The 22,109-nt window shown below is 41.8% G+C and carries 18 protein-coding genes; 1 reads left to right on the forward strand and 17 read right to left on the reverse strand.

From position 1 onward, the window contains the following. Window positions 1-397: 397 nt before the first annotated feature. The 17 genes from KQI87_RS14250 to KQI87_RS14330 all read right to left on the reverse strand — a co-directional run bounded on the left by KQI87_RS14250 (window position 398) and on the right by KQI87_RS14330 (window position 21,088). Entirely contained in the window at window positions 398-1,423 is a 1,026-nt protein-coding gene (locus tag KQI87_RS14250) for an ABC transporter permease subunit (RefSeq protein ID WP_216460710.1), read from the reverse strand. Beyond that, window positions 1,423-2,478: an ABC transporter permease gene (locus KQI87_RS14255; RefSeq protein WP_118629845.1), complete on the reverse strand. Its 1,056-nt coding sequence runs from the start codon at window positions 2,476-2,478 to the stop codon at window positions 1,423-1,425. The genes KQI87_RS14250 and KQI87_RS14255 overlap by 1 nt, the downstream gene beginning before the upstream one ends. Continuing rightward, entirely contained in the window at window positions 2,478-3,998 is a 1,521-nt protein-coding gene (locus KQI87_RS14260) for a sugar ABC transporter ATP-binding protein (RefSeq protein WP_019163005.1), read from the reverse strand. Before KQI87_RS14260 ends, KQI87_RS14255 begins: the two co-directional genes overlap by 1 nt. Before the next feature lie 149 nt (window positions 3,999-4,147). Beyond that, a complete protein-coding gene (locus KQI87_RS14265) occupies window positions 4,148-5,191 on the reverse strand; it encodes an ABC transporter substrate-binding protein (protein ID WP_216460711.1) in 1,044 nt (347 codons plus the stop codon). Window positions 5,192-5,601: 410 nt separating this feature from the next. Further along, a complete protein-coding gene (locus KQI87_RS14270) occupies window positions 5,602-7,053 on the reverse strand; it encodes a sensor histidine kinase (protein ID WP_216460712.1) in 1,452 nt (483 codons plus the stop codon). 3 nt (window positions 7,054-7,056) lie between these two features. Continuing rightward, on the reverse strand, window positions 7,057-8,703 hold the full coding sequence (locus KQI87_RS14275; protein WP_216460713.1) for a response regulator: 1,647 nt from the start codon (window positions 8,701-8,703) through the stop codon (window positions 7,057-7,059). Window positions 8,704-8,984: 281 nt separating this feature from the next. Then, the gene (locus KQI87_RS14280; protein WP_216460714.1) at window positions 8,985-10,328 is read right to left on the reverse strand and encodes a radical SAM protein; all 1,344 of its coding nucleotides are present in this window, start codon (window positions 10,326-10,328) and stop codon (window positions 8,985-8,987) included. 185 nt (window positions 10,329-10,513) lie between these two features. After that, entirely contained in the window at window positions 10,514-11,095 is a 582-nt protein-coding gene (locus tag KQI87_RS14285; RefSeq protein WP_216460715.1) for an HdeD family acid-resistance protein, read from the reverse strand. Between the two features lie 236 nt (window positions 11,096-11,331). Next, window positions 11,332-11,886, reverse strand: coding sequence for a TetR/AcrR family transcriptional regulator (locus KQI87_RS14290; RefSeq protein ID WP_216460716.1), 555 nt, complete (start codon window positions 11,884-11,886; stop codon window positions 11,332-11,334). A gap of 213 nt (window positions 11,887-12,099) precedes the next feature. Next, window positions 12,100-14,865: a glycoside hydrolase family 3 protein gene (locus tag KQI87_RS14295; RefSeq protein ID WP_216460717.1), complete on the reverse strand. Its 2,766-nt coding sequence runs from the start codon at window positions 14,863-14,865 to the stop codon at window positions 12,100-12,102. Window positions 14,866-15,002: 137 nt separating this feature from the next. Beyond that, window positions 15,003-16,670, reverse strand: a complete 1,668-nt coding sequence (locus tag KQI87_RS14300) for a sensor histidine kinase (RefSeq protein ID WP_330655889.1) — start codon at window positions 16,668-16,670, stop codon at window positions 15,003-15,005. 152 nt (window positions 16,671-16,822) lie between these two features. Beyond that, entirely contained in the window at window positions 16,823-17,494 is a 672-nt protein-coding gene (gene phoU, locus KQI87_RS14305) for a phosphate signaling complex protein PhoU (RefSeq protein WP_216460718.1), read from the reverse strand. A 2-nt stretch (window positions 17,495-17,496) separates the two neighbouring features. Beyond that, window positions 17,497-18,255, reverse strand: a complete 759-nt coding sequence (gene pstB, locus KQI87_RS14310; protein ID WP_216460719.1) for a phosphate ABC transporter ATP-binding protein PstB — start codon at window positions 18,253-18,255, stop codon at window positions 17,497-17,499. Window positions 18,256-18,260: 5 nt separating this feature from the next. Then, window positions 18,261-19,166 (reverse strand): phosphate ABC transporter permease PstA, encoded by a 906-nt coding sequence (gene pstA / locus KQI87_RS14315; protein ID WP_216460720.1) that lies wholly within the window; start codon window positions 19,164-19,166, stop codon window positions 18,261-18,263. After that, window positions 19,156-20,013: a phosphate ABC transporter permease subunit PstC gene (pstC, locus tag KQI87_RS14320; RefSeq protein ID WP_216460721.1), complete on the reverse strand. Its 858-nt coding sequence runs from the start codon at window positions 20,011-20,013 to the stop codon at window positions 19,156-19,158. The genes pstA and pstC overlap by 11 nt, the downstream gene beginning before the upstream one ends. Further along, a complete protein-coding gene (locus tag KQI87_RS14325) occupies window positions 20,000-20,185 on the reverse strand; it encodes a hypothetical protein (RefSeq protein WP_216460722.1) in 186 nt (61 codons plus the stop codon). Before KQI87_RS14325 ends, pstC begins: the two co-directional genes overlap by 14 nt. Before the next feature lie 39 nt (window positions 20,186-20,224). Beyond that, entirely contained in the window at window positions 20,225-21,088 is an 864-nt protein-coding gene (locus KQI87_RS14330) for a substrate-binding domain-containing protein (protein WP_216460723.1), read from the reverse strand. A gap of 558 nt (window positions 21,089-21,646) precedes the next feature. Between KQI87_RS14330 and KQI87_RS14335 the strand changes: the two genes are divergently transcribed. After that, window positions 21,647-22,039 carry a C-GCAxxG-C-C family protein gene (locus KQI87_RS14335; RefSeq protein WP_216460724.1) on the forward strand — a complete coding sequence of 131 codons (393 nt, stop codon included), beginning with the start codon at window positions 21,647-21,649 and terminating at the stop codon, window positions 22,037-22,039. Window positions 22,040-22,109 lie beyond the last annotated feature (70 nt).

Here is a 22,109-nt window from a genome sequence, read left to right on the forward strand (position 1 = left end):
AGACAGGTCTGCCATTAACGTCTTATTTTCTTGGAAACGGAGACATTAAAAAAGTGCTAAGTCATAGGTTCTAATCTATGGCTTAGCACTACTTTTTTAATTCAACTCCTAAAGTCAGGTAGTATAAAGTAAAACTCCCTCCATGGCAAGCAAACCATCATAATTCGCAGTTATAAATGAATAAAGTATTATTCCTTTCTACTACAATATATTTATGGTTAATAACCCTTACAGCCAGTAAGAAATTCGCATATACTTAAAACATTTCTTCACAAATCAATATTGTTCAACTAGTCACAATTTTTCTAGTAGCCAGTAACCAGCGCGAAGCAGCATCTCTCCACACACAAAAAAACAAGCCGAAACTCAAAAGTCTCAGCTTGTTTCATACAATCACTTATTTCGCTTTCTTCTTCATAGAAGCAATCACTGACTGAATCACAATAAAGAAACACAGCAACAGTGAAAGAATAATTCTTACCCACCAACTTGATAAAGTACCCTGAGTAGTAATCAAACTGGAAATCGTACCCTTAATCAGAACACCAAACAAAGTACCAATCGGAGTACCAACACCACCAGAAAGAAGCGTACCACCGATAACTGCTGAAGAAATCGCATCCATCTCAAGACCTTTCGCCTGCTCAACGAAACCAGCACAGCTGTTTAAGCAGAACAGAAATCCCCCAAGACCTGCAAGGAAACCATCCAGCACATAGGCCTGGAACATTGTCCTCTTAACATTCAGACCCATCATTAACGCACTCTGACGGTTGCCGCCAATCGCATACAGCTTACGTCCGAATTTACGGTATTTCAGAAGAACTGCAATGATAATAACAACAATCACCGCAATCACTACTGTAGGAGGAATATAAGCCGGAATGAATTTACCTTTCTTATTGGTAGAGCCAAAAGGCATATAGAAACGGAAGTTTGCCCATTTCAGGAATAACTCATTCTTAATGGAAATCATATCTGTGCTGATAATAGCTGTCATACCACGTCCAAAGAACATACCAGCCAGAGTAACGATAAACGGCTGAATATCAAGGTAAGCTACCAGAAAGCCCTGAACAATACCAAATGCAACACCAATGAGCAGTGCAACTAAAACTGCCACATATGTATTTACACCCTTATTCTCCATCAGATCTGCAAGAACCATGCAAACAAGAGCTGTTACAGAACCAACGGAAATATCAATACCTCCGGTGATCATTACAATGGTAAGTCCACATGCGATAACCAGAAGTCCTGCATTAGATACAAACAGATTCAAAAACATCTGCGGTTTTGCAAAACCTTTATCAGCAAAAATAATCATACCTGCAATATACATAACTGCAAATAAAGCGATTGTTATCAGAAGCAGGAAGCCGTTTCCTGTCATTTTCTTTTTCTGCATTCCATTTGCTTTCATTACTTCTGACCTCCTTCTGCTGCCACACTCTTTTTAGCTTTTAAGCCGGCAATATATTTTTTAAATACATCACTCTGCAGAGTAACGATAATGACTACCACGATTGCCTTATAAACAGGAAGCTGGTCAGCCTTTACGTTCATTGCATAAAGTGTTGTGGTCAGAGCCTGAATAGTATAAGCACCGATTACGGAACCGATCAGACTGAATTTACCACCGCCAAGGAAGTTTCCGCCAAGTGCTACTGCAAGGATAGCATCCATTTCCAGGTTAAGACCAATGTTGTTTGCATCTGCGGAATAGATACGGCTGGATGCCACGATTCCGGCAATACCAGCCAGCACACCGCAAATGACATAAGTAAGGAATTTGATCATTGTGGAATTTAATCCAACAAGGCGGGCTGCCTTTCCATTAATACCAACACTTTCAATGTAAAGACCAAGTGCTGTTTTCTTCAAGATCAGGTAAACAATTAAAACTGTTATGATCGCAAAGAAAATAGGAGTTGGGACTGGACACTTTCCAATGTAACCACCTGCCATCTTGAAAGAATCCACACGAATATAAGTAATCTGTCCATTTGTTACAAGCTGTGCAATACCACGTCCGGCTGTATAAAGGATCAGAGTTGCAACCATCGGCTGAATATTCAGCTTAGCTACCAGAAATCCATTGAATGCGCCACATAATGCAGATGCAAGAAGTGCTGCAATCACTGCAATAATAATCGAGTTCTGATACTCATTTACAGAAACCTGTCCGCCGGAAAGAATCTGGCAGCAAACTGCAGCTGCTACAGCCATGATCGCACCAACACTGATATCCTGCCCACCGGATGCCGCTGTTACCAGTGTCATACCGATTGCAAGGATAACCAGCTCTGAAGCACGATTGATAACGTCAATGATATAACCGTAAAGTACACCGTTTCGAATAGATACATTAAAGAAGTCCGGTGTCTTAATCACATTGAGCAAAAGTACGGCGATGAGACACACGATAGGAAGAAACAGACGCGCACTTGTTATTTTCTTTAATTTACTCTTATTCATTATTTATCGTCACCTCCGGCAATAGCTTTCATAACTCCGCTCTGGGAAAGTTCATTCTCTTCCAGCTCGCCTACCTTCTGACCGTCACGAAGAACTGCCATACGGGAACAGGTACGGAGCATTTCCTCAACCTCTGAGGAGATAAATGTAACTGCCATTCCCTGATCTGCAAGATCAAGAACCAGTTTCTGGATTTCAGTCTTTGTACCGATATCAATACCTCTGGTGGGCTCATCCAGAATCAGATAATCCGGATTTGTCAGAAGCCATCTTCCAAGGATAACCTTCTGCTGGTTACCGCCTGACAGACTCTTGATCGGTGTTTCACGGCTTGCAGTCTTGATCTGCAGTAATTTAATATACTTATCGGCTGCTTCATCCATTTCTTTTCTGCTTAATGGATGGAACATACCCCGTTTAGCCTGGAGCGCTATAATAATATTTTCTCTTACAGAAAGATCTGCAATGATACCTTCTGCTTTTCTGTCTTCCGGAAGATATGCCATACCAAGTTTCATGGCATCCAGAGGACTGTTGATCTTTGCTTCTTTTCCCTTTACCTTAAGGGTTCCTGTCTCAGCCTTATCTGCACCATAGATTGCACGAACCAGTTCAGAACGTCCGGAACCAAGAAGTCCTGTAAGACCAATAACTTCTCCCTTGTTAATAGTAATGTCGAAGGGTTTAATGGTTCCTTTATGGGAAATTCCTTTTGCTTCAATAACAGGTTCAGGTTTTCCCTGTTTCTTATCTTTGTGCTCGCCTTTAATATCAGCAAGATCATCAAAATCTTTACCCATCATCTTGGCAACCAGCATAACTCTCGGAAGATCCTTTGTCTCATATTCTCCTACCAATTCGCCGTTACGAAGAACTGTAATTCTGTCGCAGACTGCGTATACCTGTTCAAGGAAATGGGTGACAAAGATAATACCTACTCCTTCGTCACGAAGTCTTCTCATAAGTACAAACAGCTTCTCAACTTCATCGTCATCCAGCGAGGAAGTTGGCTCATCCAGAATCAGTACACGACATTTCATATCAACTGCACGTGCGATTGCGATCATCTGCTGGATAGCAATAGAGCACTCCTCCAGCATCTGTGTTGGCGGCACATGAATGTCCAGGCTCTCAAGAAGTTTTCCTGAGCGCTCATTCATCTGCTTCCAATCAATCATTCCCATCTTTCTCGGCTCTCTACCGATAAATAAATTCTCGGCTACAGTCAGGTTCGGGCAAAGGTTTACTTCCTGGTACACTGTACTGATACCGTTTGCCTGTGCCTCCTGCGGAGAATGATTTACAATTGCATTGCTGTTTCCGGCCATATGAATAGAACCACTTTCAAATTCGTGAACACCGGTCAGCACCTTGATCAGTGTTGATTTACCTGCACCGTTCTCACCCATCAGTGCGTGGATCTCACCTTTACGAAGGGTAAAGTCCACATGGGAAAGGGCACGAACGCCAGTGAAATTTTTGGAAATATCACGCATCTCCAATACTACATTTTGTTCCATAATCTTTCCACCTGCTTTCTATACTGGTTTTTACCCCTCATCGCTGAATTTTTTTCAGCAAAGCGGGTTAATTCATGGCATAAAGGTAGCGTGGTCCGCAACCCGGGTTTCTCCGAATTATGAACCACGCTCCGGATTTACACTAATAATTAGTATGCACGTCCATCAATGATGTCCTGTGTAATAGTTGTTACTTCATAGTCAGCGTCGTCAACTTTGATAGATGTAACTGTATCATCAGCTGCAAACATTTCTTCGTCTACATAAGCCTGTTTGTCAACCTCTTCGCCAGCTTCAAGCTTCTCGATGATTTCCTGTACACGTGGTCCGTGTAATGGGTTACACTCTGTATCCAGTGTGATCTTTCCGCTTAATGTATCTGTAAGACCAGCGTTTGTTGTATCGAAGGACATTACAAGGATCTGGCCTTCTTCTCCACCAACCTCATAACCAGCTGCTTCGATGGCATCAATTGCACCAAATGCTTCGTTATCATTCTCACAGTAAACAACATCAATGTCATCACCGCTCTGTTTCAGGATAGATTCCATAACTTCCTGACCTTTGGCCTGTGTAAATTCACCTGACTGCTGTGCAAGTGTTGTCCAGTTGTCATGAGCCTCTACCGCATCGTCAAATCCCTGTGTACGTCCGATCTGAGCAGATGCACCGATGGTTCCCTGGATATCAACAAGATTTATTTCTTCATCTCCACGTCCCTTTGCTTCCAGATATGCATCCAGCCATGCCATAGCTTTCTGACCTTCAAGTTTGAAGTTTGAGCCAACCCATGCTGTGTAAAGGCTGTCATCAGATACATCAACCATACGGTCTACGATGATTACAGGGATTCCTGCATCTTTAGCTTCCTGAAGTACTGTATCCCATCCTGTTTCTGTTACAGGAGCAAGTACGATATAATCAACTTCCTGCTGGATGAAGTTACGAATTGCTGTTAACTGGTTTTCCTGTTTCTGCTGTGCATCGTCGAAGATTAAGTTGTATCCATTCTCTTCGCTGAATGTGGATTTCATGGATTCTGTATTTGCTGTACGCCAGTCAGATTCTGCACCTACCTGTGAGAAACCAACTGTAATTGTGTCGTCCGCTGCTGCTACACCCATTGTAGGAACTACACACATACCGCATACCATTGTTGCTGTTAATAAAGCTGACACGATTTTTTTCTTCATTTTGTAAATCCTCCCGATTCATTTAAGATGTCTTTATTATAGTAAAAATCCAGGAAAATTCCATAGAATATTTTCCGTAAAAAGTTTATTCTTCTATCATATTTTGTTCATAAATTATACAAAGTTTGTTTTTTTATTTAGAAAGTTAGATTTTTTATTATGCATTATAAATATAGGAATAAATTATCAACTATTTTTTATATTCATATTGCACAATTCGGCATTAGTCGACAAAATTTTCTATTTCTGTGATTTAACCAAATCAAGTAAGTCCCCTGCTTCAATTGCAAATATCCGCTTGACCCAACCAGGTAAGTTCCCGTTTCAATTACAATATCCACCTGAACAGACAGCAAAAGCTGCATATCCGTTAAAAATCTTAACTTCATGCAGCCTTTCCTTTTCATTGTTTATCTTAAACTGTTATCCAGGTTTATTTTCTTCGCCATATACACTTCCATAACTGTGCCCTCTCCCTCTGTGGAAGAAATCTTCAGTCCATAGCCTGGTCCATAATAAAGTGTGATTCTCTCCGATACCGCTGCAAGTCCGAATCCGGCACGCTCACCACTGCGGATAGATTCCTGCACTTCGTGCAGACGTTCCGGTGTCATTCCCTGACCATTATCCGTTACTCTCAGCATCATATCATCTCCCAGGTCAAATCCTTCAATAAGAATCTTGCCTTTTCCACGCTTATTTTTGATTCCGTGATAAAGTGCATTCTCTGCAAGAGGCTGCAGGGTAAGTTTGGGAACCATTACCCCGTCCAGCTCTGACGGAATATTGATTTCAAATTCCATGATATCTCTGTACCTGGACTGCTGGATCTCCAGATAACTCAAAGTATGGCGTTCCTCCTCTGCCAGCGGAATGATATCTTTTCCTTTAGAAAGAGATGTCCGGAAAAATACCGACAAACTTGTGATCATATCCACAGCATCCTGCTGCATACCGCCCTCTACCAGCCAGACAATGGTATCCAGTGTATTATATAAGAAGTGAGGATTTACCTGTGCCTGAAGCAGCTGCAATTCTGTCAGATGCTGTGCATCCTGTTCCTTACGCACATTTTCCAGCAATCCCTCAATTCTGCCCGCCATCTTTCTTGTACCGGCATCCAGTTCCTGAATCTCAATACAATCAGTCGGAACCGCACCGATCGTCTTGTACTCTCCTTTTCCGACCTTCTTAATATTATGCAGGATCTCGGAAATCGGCTTCGTGATGCTGTATGTCAGCCGGAATGAACGCCGCATCAGAATAAATGTAGCGATCAGGATTGCTGCACACATGGTCATGATCGTCAGCCTTACATTTCCTGCAAGCTGTGACTCCACCTGAACAAGCTCTGTCGCTTCCTGATAAATGTAGTTCTGCATTTCCTTCTCAAAAAGCGTAGTCAAAATCTCTGTGTTATTCGCCATAAATTCCTGACGATTCTCGTAATCCTTGATATCCAGAAGCTGGTTCATCCGCTTCTGAAGATTCTCCAGATAATTGGTCAGATATTTCAGAGACCGCAGGCTCTCTTTCTTTGTCGTGGTTTTCTTTAACTTCTCTACTGTATTTATCGCTTTATCAACCTGTGCATTTGGCAACCCGTCACGCCCTTTTCTTCCAATGCTGACATAGTAAATATCCATGTCAACTTCATCCTTAAAGCTCATATCATTATTCGAGCTTCTGTAATTCGCATTATATTCGGTGCTGACAGCCAGATTGTTGGACAGCTGATTATATTTATCTGTATAATGCCAGAAAAAAACAAGAAGCACTATGATCAATATTGCCATAGGAATCATAGTGCTCAGAAGTGTCCACTTCATTTTGGTTTCCAGCTTCTCCTGCTTCTGTCTCATGGATCAGACCTCTCCTCTCGTTTTGCGGTACTCGCTTGGGGTCATTCCCTGTGTTTTCTTAAAAAGATAGCTGAAATAATGAGCGTCTTTATATCCCACTTCTCCTGCAATTTCGCTGGAACGTTTGGATGTACAGCGAAGCTGTTCCTTTGCCTTATCCATACGAAGTTCAGTCAGATATTCAATAAACGTCTGTCCCATATTCTGACTGAAAAGCGCACTGAAATGATTGGCACTGACATTCGCCACATGAGCCACTTTATTCAGAGAAATCTCCTCATCCATATAATATTCGTCAATAAAATCCACTGCCTTCTTCAGCACACTTCTGTTCTGATTACCTGCATTCTCATCGCGGATCGCAATTGCCCGCTTCAGAAGATCCTCCGCATATGCAATAGAAGCCTCTGTAGATTGACTTGTTTTCTCTACAATATCATCCGTTTCCTCTCTCGACAATTCAGCATCATCATATCCAATCTTTTTAAGAAATGACAACACAGAAAAACGCACATTCAAAACCACGTAATTACGGAACACCAGTGATTCCATCGGTTCCCTGCCAATAGCATGAAAATAGTCATGCACAAAACTGTCCACCTCATCTTCCAGACCACTGCTTAAAAATTTCTGCAGGATTTCCGGATTCAGAGCATTGATATTCACATTCTTCAACTGAACAGCTTCTGTTTTTGAAGTATCTGCTGAATTCTCCTTTACCTGTTCAAGCATATTGTAATAAAGAATATGCCCGTCATACAGATAACGGAATGCATAAGTTCTTGCAGCCGTGTGATAACTCTGCTTAATTCTGCTCAGACGGTCTGCCTCCTCGCCGACTGCCACAAACCAGTCCACATTTGCACTGGTTTCTTCCATGATCTTCTGAATTGTTTCCACACATTCACGAGTATTCTTCTCTATCGTATCTCTCTGTCCCTTGACCAGAATTGCATAACTGAACACCTGATGTCTGAAAAGCATCGCAACCGGATGACTGAGGAAATAATTCTCAATCTTCTTATGTACTTCTGCCTCCCAGTCGGAATATCCTTCCGACGAATTACAACTGCTGTCCGAAGTATCCGGAGTAAAAATCAAAATATTATATGCTTCTGCCACAATATCGAGATTCAGACGATCTGCTCTCTGATAAATCTCCTCCAGATTGGAATCCGCCCTCACCAGAGACTCAAAGAAATCACGACTTGCATTTCTTTCATATTCCTGCATTTCCAGCTTGAACTTCTCATAATACTCCATCTGTATTTTCTCATGCTCATAGCGATTATGAATCTCCTCCAGACGCTCAATAAAAGCATTCTTAGTAATCGGCTTCAACAGATAATCCTCAACTCCGATACTGATCGCCTGTTTCGCATAATTAAAATCATCATAACCGCTGAGAATTACGATCTTAATATTAGGAAGCTCTTTCTTTACCAATTTGCACAATGTCAGACCGTCCATAAACGGCATCTTAATATCAGTGATCAGAAGATCCGGTTTACTCTTTAATATCAGTGGCAGCGCCATCTCCCCGTCAGATGCTTCTCCTGCCAGCTCAAACCCATACTGTTCCCAGGGAATCATCTTCTTGATCATCTCCCTGATCACTACTTCATCTTCCACCAAAAAAGTTTTTAACATTCCACTCCTCCTGCTGCCCTACACAAATATATTCCCAATATCTTCTCAATAAATCTGATATAACTTTAATACATGTTGAATTATCAAGCAAGTTATTTTTAACAATAAATGTTTCACAGTCAATTAACAGCACGAAGCCACCTCTCTCTTCGGGTGAATTTGGAGGGAGAGGTGGAAAAAGCCTCCCACCCGGACAGGGGAGACCGGACAGGAAGCTCTTTCTGGCTATTGGCTAAGTTTTGAGTTAATGCTTTTTTCTGGTTAATGAGTTAACAGGTTACTTATTTTGTTGGAAATAATTCCTCTGCTTTCGGTTTCCAGTGTTCTGCATAGGCATCACACTTCGCACAGAGATGTTCCACAGATTCCGGAGACTGTAAGTCAGTAGATTTCGCTCCTGAATCTGCAACCATCTTACGCAGCTTCTGCGGATTCTCAAGCATTGGACATGGACGAAGCATGTTTTCATTAAATGGCTGACCATCATGATATGCCATGAAGATTGGACTCTTTAATGCTTCCAGCAGAGTATTTTCATAAATATTTGCATTGGAATAATGAATAAATACACAAGGATCCACATCACCGTTTGCATTGATATGCAGGTAACGTCTTCCGCCTGCGATACATCCGCCAACATACTGCGCATCATTCTGGAAATCCATTCCAAAGATTGCTTTCGTAGAACGATACTCTCTGATCTTGTGATACATCTTCTCACGCTGTTCAGGGTTCGGCATTAATTCTACTACAGCGTCATTTCCTGTCGGCATATAATGGAAGAACCATACGAATAATGCACCGCAGTCAATAATGTGATCATAGAATTCTTCACTGCTTACACTGTCTACGTTTGCAGAAGTATAGCAGGTAGATACACCAAATGGAAGTTTATGGGCTTTCAGAAGTTCCATTGCATGCATAACTTTCTGATATACACCTTCTCCACGACGACCATCATTTGCTTCCTCAGAACCTTCCAGGCTGATAGCAGGTACAAAGTTCTTCACACGAAGCATATCCTGACAAAACTCTTCGTCGATCAGAGTACCGTTTGTAAAGGAAAGGAACTCGCAGTCCGGATATTTTTCACAGATACGCATCAGGTCTTTCTTACGAACCAGCGGTTCTCCACCTGTATATATGTACATGTAAGTACCCATTTTTCTTCCCTGTTCTACGATAGAACAGATGGTATCGAAATCAAGGTTCAGTTTGTGACCATATTCAGCTGCCCAGCATCCTGTGCAATGCAGATTACAGGCACTTGTCGGGTCAAGCAGGATTGCCCATGGAACATTGCAGTTGTTCTCTTCTGCTGTTTCTTCCTGAAGTGCACTTCCTTTTAAGCTGGCATTGATAATGAAGTTTGTAAAGAATGCCTCACGTACACCCGGATCCAGATCATAGATTCTCAGGATCAGTTTATACCAGTTGCTGTCTTTATCCTGAATCGCATTACGGATTGCATTTCTCTGTGCTTCATACCATCCGTCCGGTACAAATTTATCTACAAGTTCCATCAGCTTCGGTATATTTACTTCCGGGTCCTTTTCCAGATAACCAAGACCTGTCTTAACTGCTGCCGCAAGTGCAGCCTGTTTTGCTTTGTCCATTAACTTCATGTGATTACTCCTCCTTGTTGTGGTGTGTTATATCTCAACACCTGCACACATAAATCTGTAGAATTTCCAGCATAACTAAATCAATTCTCATTCTGTCGGAATCTGCATATTTCAGATTTCATGTGTCAGGTATAATTTTTGTCATTACTGACACGAAATAGACAGTAACTTTTTTATCATCTTATTCAGTACTCATCCATATCTATGATATCCTGTTTCTGATTTTTAATAATTTTTACTGTATAAATTGCTACACAGAGATTCAGGATTCCTTCAAACAGGATTGAAACACCAACCAGGATCATCATAACTTCTGCTGCCTCGAACGGTCTTACCAGAAGTAAAAATCCCAGAACACCAGTCAGAACTGCCACCAGCAGAATCCTCCACCAGAGATTTAATCCGAATTTCTTTGCATCTATCGACATCTGGATTTTGAATAATGCATCCGCAAGGATGAGGATACCAAAAATTCCAAAAATAAGATTCACAACTACATTCCTGCGTACAATAATAATGACTCCTACTGCTGCCAGCAGTACTCCAAAGGCAAGATCAAACTGAAATGCCAGACAATAGAAATCTCTGGAAAAATATCCAAGAATCTTAATGAGTCCATATACAATAAGCATAATCCCTACTGCCGTACAGAAAACTGCCATCGAACAATCCGGCCAGATGATCAGGCAGGCGCCCAGGATCATAAACAGAACAGACATAACAATGTACCCGTTTTTTGCTAATTTCAACTGTTTCAGTGCATCCATCTATCCTTCCTCCTTCCTTTTGTATATCGTTCCTGAAAACATTGCTTTCTCTGTATTTTCATGCATTGTTTTCATTTCCCTTTTCATGCCTGTATTATAACTGTGATATTTTTAACAATAAATAGACAAAGAAAAGCCCATGTCCAAAATTTAGACATGGGCTTCGCTTTGTATAATTGAGATGTCAAAATCAGAAGTTCTGTTACGCACACATCAGCAGCTTCCGGGTTCTAAGATCATGGTCTGTTCATAATCGCATGCAATTCCGGATGATTTTCAAGCAGCTCAGACACCTGACGCATCTCGGCTGCCAGATCACTTTCCAGACCGTGATCCAGCCATTCCATCAGGACTCCTACAAATACACATTTATAATATTTGATCAGCATCTGGATTTCCTGAGAAGTCAGATTAAATTTATGTACGTTCTTATTAAAATATTCTGTAATAATATAAGAAGCAACATCATTCATATAAACAAGAAATATGTCCCTTTTTACCGATCTGTACACATTCAGCATCAGCTTCCGGTTGCTTCGGACCAGATTAGCCATATCTTCCATACATTCCAGAATAGATGATTTCTCCTGCGGTGCTTCCAGAATCTCATCCCATTTTTTTTTCATAATGAACTCTACCACATCCGGAATATCACGAAAATGATAATAAAAAGTATTTCTGTTTACTCCGCACCGTTCCACAATATCCTTGACCGTAATCTTGGACATTGGTTTCTCATCCAGTAATTCTGTAAAAGTTCTCGCAATTATTTCCTTTGTAAATCCAGACATAATCTCTTTTCCTCATCACACTTCACATTGTCATAAATACCATCTGCTGTCATTTCCATTGAACTCCCCGCTCTGCTGACCACTTACTGTCCGGCAGATATACAACATCCACATACAGTCATAAAATAATTACAGCCCATTTCCAGCGGTTTCTGAGTATTTCATAATTATGCCATAAAGGTTGAGTTTTTGCAAGCATTCCCGAAATTGGTCTTACCTCTGTGGGATGAGCACAATTTCCTTAATTTCAAGATTATCTGCTCCGTAATAGAGTTTAATGTAGTGATTATGTCCAAATCCCATATTCAGGACACGGCTTTCTTCCACCCATTTTCCATTTGTTCCCTGTACGGAAACAGTCATCTTATGAATATTATCCAAAAATACGGAAACAGGAAGCTGTGCCAGTTCACCGAGATCAGATTTCAGAGTAAATTTCATAGTGAAATCGCCCTCAAAATCATTGGTCACTGCAAGCACATCCGCATTTCCTTTCGCAGGATGCAGCACAGATCCATCGATCACGATTTCCTGTGTCTGCGGATCACTGACCAGATTTACCAGACTTCCGGCATCCACATCATCCTCTTCTTTAGTATTCATCGCTTCCAACTCCTCTTCACAGATTCTGTCTGTCAGAAGAAGAATAGACGGACTCTTTAACAGGAATCCCAGGATATTTGCCGCATTTCTCTGCAGTTCACCCAAAGTGATGTTTCCTGCATGAAGCATTTCCTCTACATCATCATTCTCCGGATTTGCTTTCGCATTGCTTACCACCATATAAATATCATTCTGGGCAGCAACCATCGGAGCTTTCACAGACACTTCTGCCTGATGTCCCTCATAATTGGACTTCGCCCACCAGTCTGTCATAACAATACCGTCAAATCTCCATTCTTTACGGAGAATGGTTGTACACAAGTCATAACTTCCTGCAGTCCAGAGTCCGTTCACGCTTCCGTAAGTTGTCATTACAGAACGTGCACCGCCCTCTTTCACTGCAATTTCAAATCCTTTCAGATAAATCTCACGCAGACATCTCTCGGACATTACAGAGTCAGAAGTGCTTCTTCCTACTTCCTGATTGTTTCCACAGAAATGCTTGATCGTGCTTCCGATTCCGGATTTTGCCATCGCTTTTACCTGTGCTGCACAGATTCTTCCTGTCAGAATCGGATCCTCGGAAATATATTCAAAGTTACGTCCGTTCAGCGGATTTCTATGAATGTTCATACCGGGTCCAAGAAGAGAGTCAATTTTATTCAGACGAAGTTCTTTCCCTGTCATTTCATATAGATCACCTACAAGATCTGTATTAAATGTACATCCCAGTAAAGTTCCATTCGGAAAAGAAAAAGCTTTCGTTCCGCAGTCCATACGGATACCGGACGGACCATCAGAACAACATCCGACCGGAATTCCAAGGGCCTGCAGGGACTCTGTAACACCACCGAATGCAGCTGCAGTTCCTGCTGTAACTTTCGGACTGCACATACCCTCACCTCTAAACATCGCGATCAGATCTTCCTCGCTGATCTGGGCTACAAATTCATCCATAGAAACCTTCTTATCCAGCACATCCACCAGTTTATAACCCCTGTCTCCTGTATGATCCAAAGTCTTCGGCATCTCCTCTGCTCTGCGTTTCTGTGGATCAACTGTACGTACAGGCACCTCCTCAGTCACTGCCTCATAAGTACCATCCGGCATAAGAACTGCTTTCATTCTCCGGAACTTCTCAACCGGAGCATATGCTTCCTGTAACTGTTCAAGTACACGTAATTCCTCTTCATAAGTACCTGCAGATTCTGCATTTCTCACATCACTGCCCACAAAAACCTCATAAGTTCCTGACTCCAGAACATAGCAGGATCTGTGACCGGTCACCCCACTGTCATCATAGGAAGCCATATCGTATTTCGGGATAATGATCATAAGTTCCTCTCTCTCACCCGGATCCAGCTCCTGTGTCTTGGCAAAACCGATCAGCTTTCTTGCCGGATTACCAAGTTTGCCCTGCGGTACTTTTACATAGACCTGTACGACTTCTTTTCCCTTTACACTGCCTGTATTGGTAACTGTGGCAGATACAGTAAGTTCATCCTCTGTATTTTTAAAAATCTCTGCTTTTGTCTCAAAATTTGTATATGATAAGCCATATCCGAACGGATAAAGCACTTTATCCTTTGCAAAAGTCTCAAAATAACGGTAGCCTACATAAATATCTTCCTTATAATAATTCTTAAACGGATCTCCAAAGTTCTCTGTAGACGGATAATCACTGACGTTCCCGGCAATCGTATCTGTCAGCTTACCGCATGCACAGACTTTGCCTGTCAGCACATCGGCAACCCCATTACCACCTTCCTGACCGCCCTGCCATACATACAGAACTGCCTGTGGATGATATTTCTTTACCCAGCTCATGTCAATAATATTACCAACATTCAGCACTACAACCGTACGTTTGCTGACTTCACACACACGGCGGATCATATCTTCCTCTGTTTCCGTCAGGCAATAGCTTCCTGCTTTCGCATTGTTATCCTGATCCTCTCCTGCGGTTCTTCCTATAATAACCAGAGACACATCATTATTGCGTGCACAGTCCAGCATCTCCTCAGTGATTTCCATCTCTTTCTGACACCACGGCACACGGCCCCATCCCTGTCCCTCATCAAAAGGATTCTCTTTCATCCAGTCGGCATAGATCTCCATCAGTTTCTCATCCAGGTGAATTTCCTCACACTCTTTCAGCGCATCCAGGATTCCCACTACATATCTGGTATTTACCAGACCACCGGAACCAAGTCCACTCTTATAATAATGAAAAGCCATACGACCAAAGACAGCAACTTTTTCTCCCATTTTCAGTGGAAGTGCCTGATTCTCATTCTCCAGTAGCACACAGCCTTCTGCTGCTGCCTGTCTCGCCAGTGCTGCATATTTCTCTAAATCCAGTTTATAATCGTTCATGTATTTTCCTTTCCTATACAGAAGCATTTTCTTTTTCCAATCCCATCTTATCAGAAAAATACACCGCTGAAAACTCTAAATATTTACAGGAAAATAATCCACCACCACATCTTTTCTCAGATGCAGTGGTGGATTATTTATTCCTTATGCACTTTCGGGAATTTCATACAAATTTCCGTACCATTTCCCTCTTCGCTTCGCAGTACAATACTTCCCTTTAATGTACTGACTGCATGTTTTACAATAGAAAGTCCAAGTCCGGTACCTCCGATTTCTTTGGAATGACTCTTGTCCACTCTGTAAAATCTCTCAAATACTCTGTCCTGATCTTCCCTCGGAATTCCGATTCCTGTATCCTTAACCACAATCTGCGCCTCCTGCGCATTCTGTGTCAGGAAGATACTTACATTCCCATCATTTCTGTTATATTTAATCGCATTGTCACAGATATTATAAACCGCTTCCTCCAGCAGTGTCCGAACCGCCTCGATCTTCATGGATTCTCCACAGATATAAAGATGAACATTCATCTGCTGTGCTTTCTCTTTCAGACTGTCAAAAGCATTTTTACAAACCTGGTAAATATCCACAGGTTCCCAGATATACGGGGTTTTCTCCTCGTCCAGCTGTGAAATCTGGATCACATCCTCCACCAGCTGAAGCAGTCTCTGTGCCTCCTTATAAATACGTCCTGCGAACTTCGGAATATCCTGCTCCTGCACAAAACCATTCTGAATAATCTCCGCAAAACCGGAAATTGAAGTCAAAGGAGTCTTTAATTCATGCGAAACATTTGCAGAAAATTCTCTCCGCAGATTCTCCCGTTCCAGTTTCTCAGTCACATCTACCAGCAGAATCACCGCACCTTCTGTTTTCTGACCACGCACCACAGGATTGGCGATCAACTGAATATCATTGCCGTTTAATTTCAGGATTAGTTCTGCGTGCTCACCGCCAAGGACATGCTCAATCGCATGACGGAAATCCTCTGCACGATCCAGACAGTAAATGCTTTCTCCCTGTCGCGTTTGGTCAACACGAAATAAATTCCAGGCACTGGAATTGGCAGAGAGGATCATCGTATATTTGTCAATGACGATCAGTCCTTCCTGCATGTTTTCTGTGATAAGTGCAAACTCTTCCTGCTGCTGTTTTGCCAGTTCGAGCTGTTTCTGAATCTCCCTGTTCTGTCTGTGTATCTTACTCAGGAGCGGAGAAAGTTCCTCATAAATCTGGTTCTCTTCCGGATGTTCCAGATCCAGTTCATTGACAGGTTTTACGATCCTCTTTGATATTGCAGACGCTATAATTCCTGACAGAACCAGCATCAGAAATAATATCCAGCATAAAGGAAGTACAAGATTTTTAACCAGTGCAAGCACCGTATCCTGGGTTCCGGAAACTCTCAGTACAGTCCCATCTTTCAAACGTAATGCATAATATATTGTCTTCTTAGAAAGAGTACTGGAATATCTTGAGGATTCGCCTGCACCATATTTCTCTGCTTTCTGAAACTCCTCTCTGTCTTTATGATTTTCCATTTCAGAAACATCGGCCTCATTATCGAAAAGCACTGTTCCATCCTGATCTATATAGGTGATACGCGAATTTTTGTCTGAAACATTCTGCAGATATTCTGCTCCCTGCTGTTCTACGCCATACTCCAGATAAGCAGCTTCCTTCGCCAGTTCTCTCTGCAGCTGACCACCGAAATTCCCGTAAAGAATTCCCAGAACCATAAACAGACCCATAGTCATAACCACAAGGCATACCAACATTGTTGATTTAAAAATCTTCTTTGTCACTTCTCTTCCCTTTCCCTTCTCTGTTACATTAATATCTTCAGATATCAGATACAAAAGTTAAAATAAAGCATTTGACCTGACAGCTTTTTTATACTCAAATATCCGCAAACGATTCCCGCCTGCGGATACAAAAATTCTCTTCATTTTATCAGTTAATTATTTTTATAATCCTGATGTTCATTATTCCTGTGCTGTCCCGTAATAGAGTATTCTACCCACTCTGCAATATTCACCGCATGATCTCCGATACGTTCAAAATATTTGGCAGTCATAAGAAGATCCAGTCCGGTCTTGGCTTCCAGTTTCTCTCCATATATCATATCAGCAAGCTTTTCTTTGATTTCATTAAAAGCATTGTCTACTACATCATCTCTGTTTATGACATTTCTGCACAGATCCAGATCGCGTTTTACAAACGCATCTACACTCTCTGTCACCATACGCACCGTATCTTCCGCCATCCGTGTGATCGTATCCGGTATCGCGCTGGTATTCTTTGCGATATATAAAGACAGATCCGCAATATCTGCTGCCTGATCTCCGATACGTTCCATATCTGAAACCATTTTCAAAGCCGCAGAAATCTCTCTCAGGTCCCTTGCTACCGGATGCTGATGAAGTAAAAGGCTCAGGCAAAGATTCTCAATCTCTCTTTCTTTCGCATCAATATCCCTGTCTGTTTCAAAAACCTGACGGGCAATTTCCTCATTCTGCACATTCTGGATTGCCTTTGCAGAGAAAGAAATTGCTTTTTCGCAATAACTTCCAAGCGTAATAAGCTGTACATGCAATTCTTCCAGCTGTCTCTCAAAATACTTTGACATAATCAACCAAACCTTCCTGTAATATAGTCCTCTGTACGCTTATCTGCAGGCATGGAGAACAGCTTGTCTGTATCTGCAAATTCAATGACTTCTCCCAGTAAAAAGAACGCTGTCTTATCAGAAATTCGGGTTGCCTGCTGCATATTATGAGTTACCATAACAATCGTATAATCCTTCTTTAACTCCATTGCCAGCTCCTCAATCTTGGAAGTTGAAATAGGGTCAAGTGCGGATGTAGGTTCATCCATCAGAAGTACTTCCGGCTGAACTGCCAGAGCTCTGGCAATGCAAAGTCTCTGCTGCTGTCCACCGGACATTCCCAGTGCGCTTTTCTTTAAACGATCTTTTACTTCGTCCCAGATTGCCGCATCACGGAGAGATTTCTCTACAATATCATCCAGCTTCGCTTTGGAACGGATACCGTGGGTTCTTGGTCCATACGCAATATTATCATAAATACTCATAGGGAAAGGATTCGGTTTCTGGAATACCATTCCGACTCTCTTTCGAAGCAGATTCACATCCATATCGCCGTAAATATCTTCACCATCAAGCTGTACTTTACCGGTGATCACACATCCCTCTACCAGGTCATTCATACGGTTTAAAGACTTCAGCAGAGTAGATTTACCACAACCACTTGGACCGATAAAAGCTGTGATTTCTTTCTCCGGAATCTCCATGTTTATATTCTTTAAAGCATGGAATTTTCCGTAATACAAATTCATATTTTCAACTGTTATTTTTGAATTATTACTCATGTTTCTTATCCTTTCGCAATTCTTTTGGCAACCGCTCCGGACAGGAAATTAATCACAAGAACAAATGCCAGAATAACAACTGCTGTCGCAGATGCCTGGTTCATATGAAGCCCCTCACCTGACAGCACATACATATGAAGTGCCAGAGTACGTCCGGAACCCATCAGGTTGGACGGAACTTCTGCAACTGTACCTGCAGTATAGATCAGGGCTGCTGTTTCACCGATCACACGTCCGATCGCAAGAATGACACCTGCCAGGATTCCAGGTACTGCTGATGGCAGAACAATGGTAAAGATCGTACGAAGTTTGCCTGCTCCAAGTCCGAAACTTGCCTCACGGTAAGAGTCCGGAACAGATTTCAGTGCTTCTTCTGCTGTACGCATGATCAAAGGCAGGATCATAATTACCAGTGTAAATGCACCGGATAAAAGTGACAGACCCCAATGCAGTGCTGTTACAAAGAACAGCATACCGAAAAGACCATATACAATAGACGGGATTCCGGAAAGTGTCTCCGCTGTGATACGGATCACTTTTACAAGTTTGCTTCCCTTTTTCGCATATTCTACCAGATAAATCGCTGCAAAAATTCCTAAAGGCGCTGCGATCACAAGAGATACCACTGTCAGAATAAAGGTATTGATCAGTGACGGAAGCAGTGAAAGGTTATCGGAATTATAAGTTAAACTGAACAAGTCAGTGGACAGATACGGTACACCTTTGACCAGAATATATCCGATCAGGAAAAACAACAATGCAAATGTCAGAACTGCTCCCAGAAGAGTGAGCAGTGCAAGGATTCCTGATCCCGGATGCTTCAGATATGCCTTCATCTGATCTGAGAAAGAAGACTCATTCTGCTTTTTTTCTTTTGACAAATCAATTGTCGCTGCTGTCTCAATTTGCATGTTCTGCCCTCCTGTTCAGTAAAGAAAGACTCAGGTTAATGATCAAAATAAAGATAAATAATACAACTGCTGTTGCGATCAGTGCTTCTCTGTGAAGACCCGTCGCATATCCCATCTCAGTAACGATGTTTGCGGTCATGGTACGGACACCTTTCAGGATTCCCTGCGGCATTCTCGGCTGGTTTCCTGCAACCATAACTACTGCCATTGTCTCTCCGATGGCACGTCCGATTCCAAGAACAACCGCTGCCAGAATACCGGATTTTGCTGCCGGAAGCATAACACAGAAGATGCTTCTCTCTTTCGTTGCTCCCAGTGCAAGAGAACCTTCATAGTAACTCTCCGGTACACTGCGAATGGCAGATTCTGTAACTCCGATGATAGTCGGCAAGATCATCATTCCAAGTAAAACACAGGCTGCCAGCATACTTGTTCCGGTTCCTCCAAAAGTCTGTCTGATAAGCGGAACGATAAGAACCAGTCCAAAGAAACCATATACAATAGATGGTACACCTGCCATCAGCTCAATTCCTGATTTCAATGGTCTGTAGATTTTTTTCGGACAATAACGCGCCATAAAAACGGAAGTAAACAACGCGATCGGCACACCCAGCAGGATGGCACCTGCAGTTACATAAATGCTCGCTACGATCATTGGAAGAATTCCAAAAATATTATTTGACGGCTTCCACTTTGTTCCCATCAGGAACTTCAGCGGACCAATTTTCCCGATAGCCGGGATACCATTTGCAAACAGAAATGCGCAGATCAGAAATACTGCCAGCACTGAAGTACAAGCTGCGATCAGAAATACACCTTTCATTGCTTTTTCTTTAAAGTGGTTCATTCATTACACCTTTCTTTCCCTGTATCAAAAATCTCGCTGGTATCTTTTTTATTCCTGTAAGCGCTCTCTGCTCACAAAACAATTTCAGGTTACTGTTCATTCCATTCTCAGTAACAATTCCAGCACCATGATTTCCAACATACAAACAGCTCGCCTGTTTTATTTCATTCACAGGCGAACTGCTTTGAAACCTCTCAGTCTATCCGGTTAATTATTTAGCAAGATCTTCCCATGTAGTTGTCTCACCTGTGTAAACAGATTTTACCTGGTCGCTTGTAAGTTCATCGATGTCATTGTCTTTGTTTACGATAACTGCGATACCATCTCTTGCGATTACTGTAGCTGTAAGACCAAGATCTTTTTCATCATCTTTGAGTTCACGGGATGCCATTCCGATATCGCATGTTCCCTCAGCTGCCATATTTACACCTGTTGTGGAATCACTCTGCTGAACTTCAACTGTTACGTCTTTGTTTACTGCTTCATAACCTTCTGCAAGTTTCTCCATAACCGGTGTTACAGAAGAAGATCCAGCAACAACAACTTTACCGGAAACTCCGTCTGCTGCTTCATATGCGCTTGCATCTGCTGCTTCTTTGATGTATCCGTTGTCTTCTACGATCTGCTGTCCGTCAGAGCTCATGATGTAGTTTACGAAATCTTTTGCTGCATCACTTTCTTTATCAGATGTAAGGATGTTGAATGGACGTGCGATCTTGTAAGAGTCATTGGAAACATTCTCTACAGTAGCTTCTACACCATCAATCTTAACTGCCTTTACTGTATCATCCAGAGAACCAAGGGAAATGTATCCGATTGCATTCTCATCACCTGCAACTGTTGTCATCATAACAGATGTGCTGTTTGTAACACTTGCTTCATCTGTGGTCATATCTACTTTCTCGCCATCCTGATCTTCCTGAATGCCAAACAGTTCTACGAAAGCCCCTCTTGTACCAGAACCATCTTCACGGGATACAACTGTGATGTCTCCGCTTGCTGCACTTACGATTGTTGTGAAAGCTGTTGCTCCGATTATTGCTGCTGTAAGGATTGTTGCGATTTTTTTCTTCATGATAATTTTCTCCTCTTCCAATGAGCCTTGTTTCTTAATAAAGTAAATGGCTCATTTCCTTTTTTAATTTTATTTTTTATGTTTTATAACTTGTTGCCTCATTTACAAGTGCTATTATAGGAATCCAAAGTTAAATGTAAAACCACGCTAAAGTAAAATCTTTGTAAAAAGGTATTGTTACTGTTTCTTCCATTTTCGGTAATGCAGAACACGAAAAGCCCCTTTTTAAGACTGCACTTACTTGTAAAACCCACCTCATCGTGCTATCATAACACTTGATGGACAGTCATTCACACACCTGTCCATGTTACACACATTAAGATCAGCTATTCCCATGGCTGGGCATTATCTACAGATTATAATGAATGTACACTTCGTACATTGTTTGATAAGGCAGATAAATATATGTATGAGAATAAACAGCAGAGTAAGCTGGGACGACGTGATTAACTCATCAGGATTAATTCATTAATATCTATGTCCGAAAAATTTTACAATTGAAACAGAGAATTTATGTGATTCAGTTAAATTTTCAAAATTACAAAGGAGTACATACCTATGTCTAATTCAAAATGTGAAACAGCAGTAGAAAAGAAACACTGTGGTTATAACTGCGCACAGGCAGTTGCCTGTTCTTTCTGTGAAGAAGCTCACATGGATGAAGATACCCTCTTCAGTCTCACCCAGGGCTTCGGAGCAGGACTTGGAACTATGGACGGTACCTGCGGCGCAATTTCAGGTGCTGCAGTTGTTGCAGGTTTAATCAATCAGAACAGAACGGAAACCTCCAGAGATGTCCGTTTTGTCATGAATCAGTTTAAGCAACAGAATGGTTCTGTTATCTGTAAAGATCTCAAGGGCGTTGAAACCGGTAAAATGTTACGCTCCTGTGATGACTGTGTCAGAGATGCAGTGAAATTTCTTGAGAATGTATTAAACGAGGAAAAATAAAATACTCTGCCTCAGATATAATCGGAAAGATTATTTCATTATAGGCCAATATAATACTAAAACGCTGTAC

Origin of the sequence: Blautia sp. MSJ-9 (assembly GCF_018919065.1) — a bacterium.
GTDB lineage: Bacteria > Bacillota > Clostridia > Lachnospirales > Lachnospiraceae > Blautia_A.

Coding starts and splice junctions, on each gene's coding strand:
- KQI87_RS14250 (WP_216460710.1), bottom strand. CDS start 1,423: ATGAAAGCAAATGGAATGCAGAAAAAGAAAATGACAGGAAACGGCTTC.
- KQI87_RS14255 (WP_118629845.1), bottom strand. CDS start 2,478: ATGAATAAGAGTAAATTAAAGAAAATAACAAGTGCGCGTCTGTTTCTT.
- KQI87_RS14260 (WP_019163005.1), bottom strand. CDS start 3,998: ATGGAACAAAATGTAGTATTGGAGATGCGTGATATTTCCAAAAATTTC.
- KQI87_RS14265 (WP_216460711.1), bottom strand. CDS start 5,191: ATGAAGAAAAAAATCGTGTCAGCTTTATTAACAGCAACAATGGTATGC.
- KQI87_RS14270 (WP_216460712.1), bottom strand. CDS start 7,053: ATGAGACAGAAGCAGGAGAAGCTGGAAACCAAAATGAAGTGGACACTT.
- KQI87_RS14275 (WP_216460713.1), bottom strand. CDS start 8,703: ATGTTAAAAACTTTTTTGGTGGAAGATGAAGTAGTGATCAGGGAGATG.
- KQI87_RS14280 (WP_216460714.1), bottom strand. CDS start 10,328: ATGAAGTTAATGGACAAAGCAAAACAGGCTGCACTTGCGGCAGCAGTT.
- KQI87_RS14285 (WP_216460715.1), bottom strand. CDS start 11,095: ATGGATGCACTGAAACAGTTGAAATTAGCAAAAAACGGGTACATTGTT.
- KQI87_RS14290 (WP_216460716.1), bottom strand. CDS start 11,886: ATGTCTGGATTTACAAAGGAAATAATTGCGAGAACTTTTACAGAATTA.
- KQI87_RS14295 (WP_216460717.1), bottom strand. CDS start 14,865: ATGAACGATTATAAACTGGATTTAGAGAAATATGCAGCACTGGCGAGA.
- phoU (WP_216460718.1), bottom strand. CDS start 17,494: ATGTCAAAGTATTTTGAGAGACAGCTGGAAGAATTGCATGTACAGCTT.
- pstB (WP_216460719.1), bottom strand. CDS start 18,255: ATGAGTAATAATTCAAAAATAACAGTTGAAAATATGAATTTGTATTAC.
- pstA (WP_216460720.1), bottom strand. CDS start 19,166: ATGCAAATTGAGACAGCAGCGACAATTGATTTGTCAAAAGAAAAAAAG.
- pstC (WP_216460721.1), bottom strand. CDS start 20,013: ATGAACCACTTTAAAGAAAAAGCAATGAAAGGTGTATTTCTGATCGCA.
- KQI87_RS14330 (WP_216460723.1), bottom strand. CDS start 21,088: ATGAAGAAAAAAATCGCAACAATCCTTACAGCAGCAATAATCGGAGCA.
- KQI87_RS14335 (WP_216460724.1), top strand. CDS start 21,647: ATGTCTAATTCAAAATGTGAAACAGCAGTAGAAAAGAAACACTGTGGT.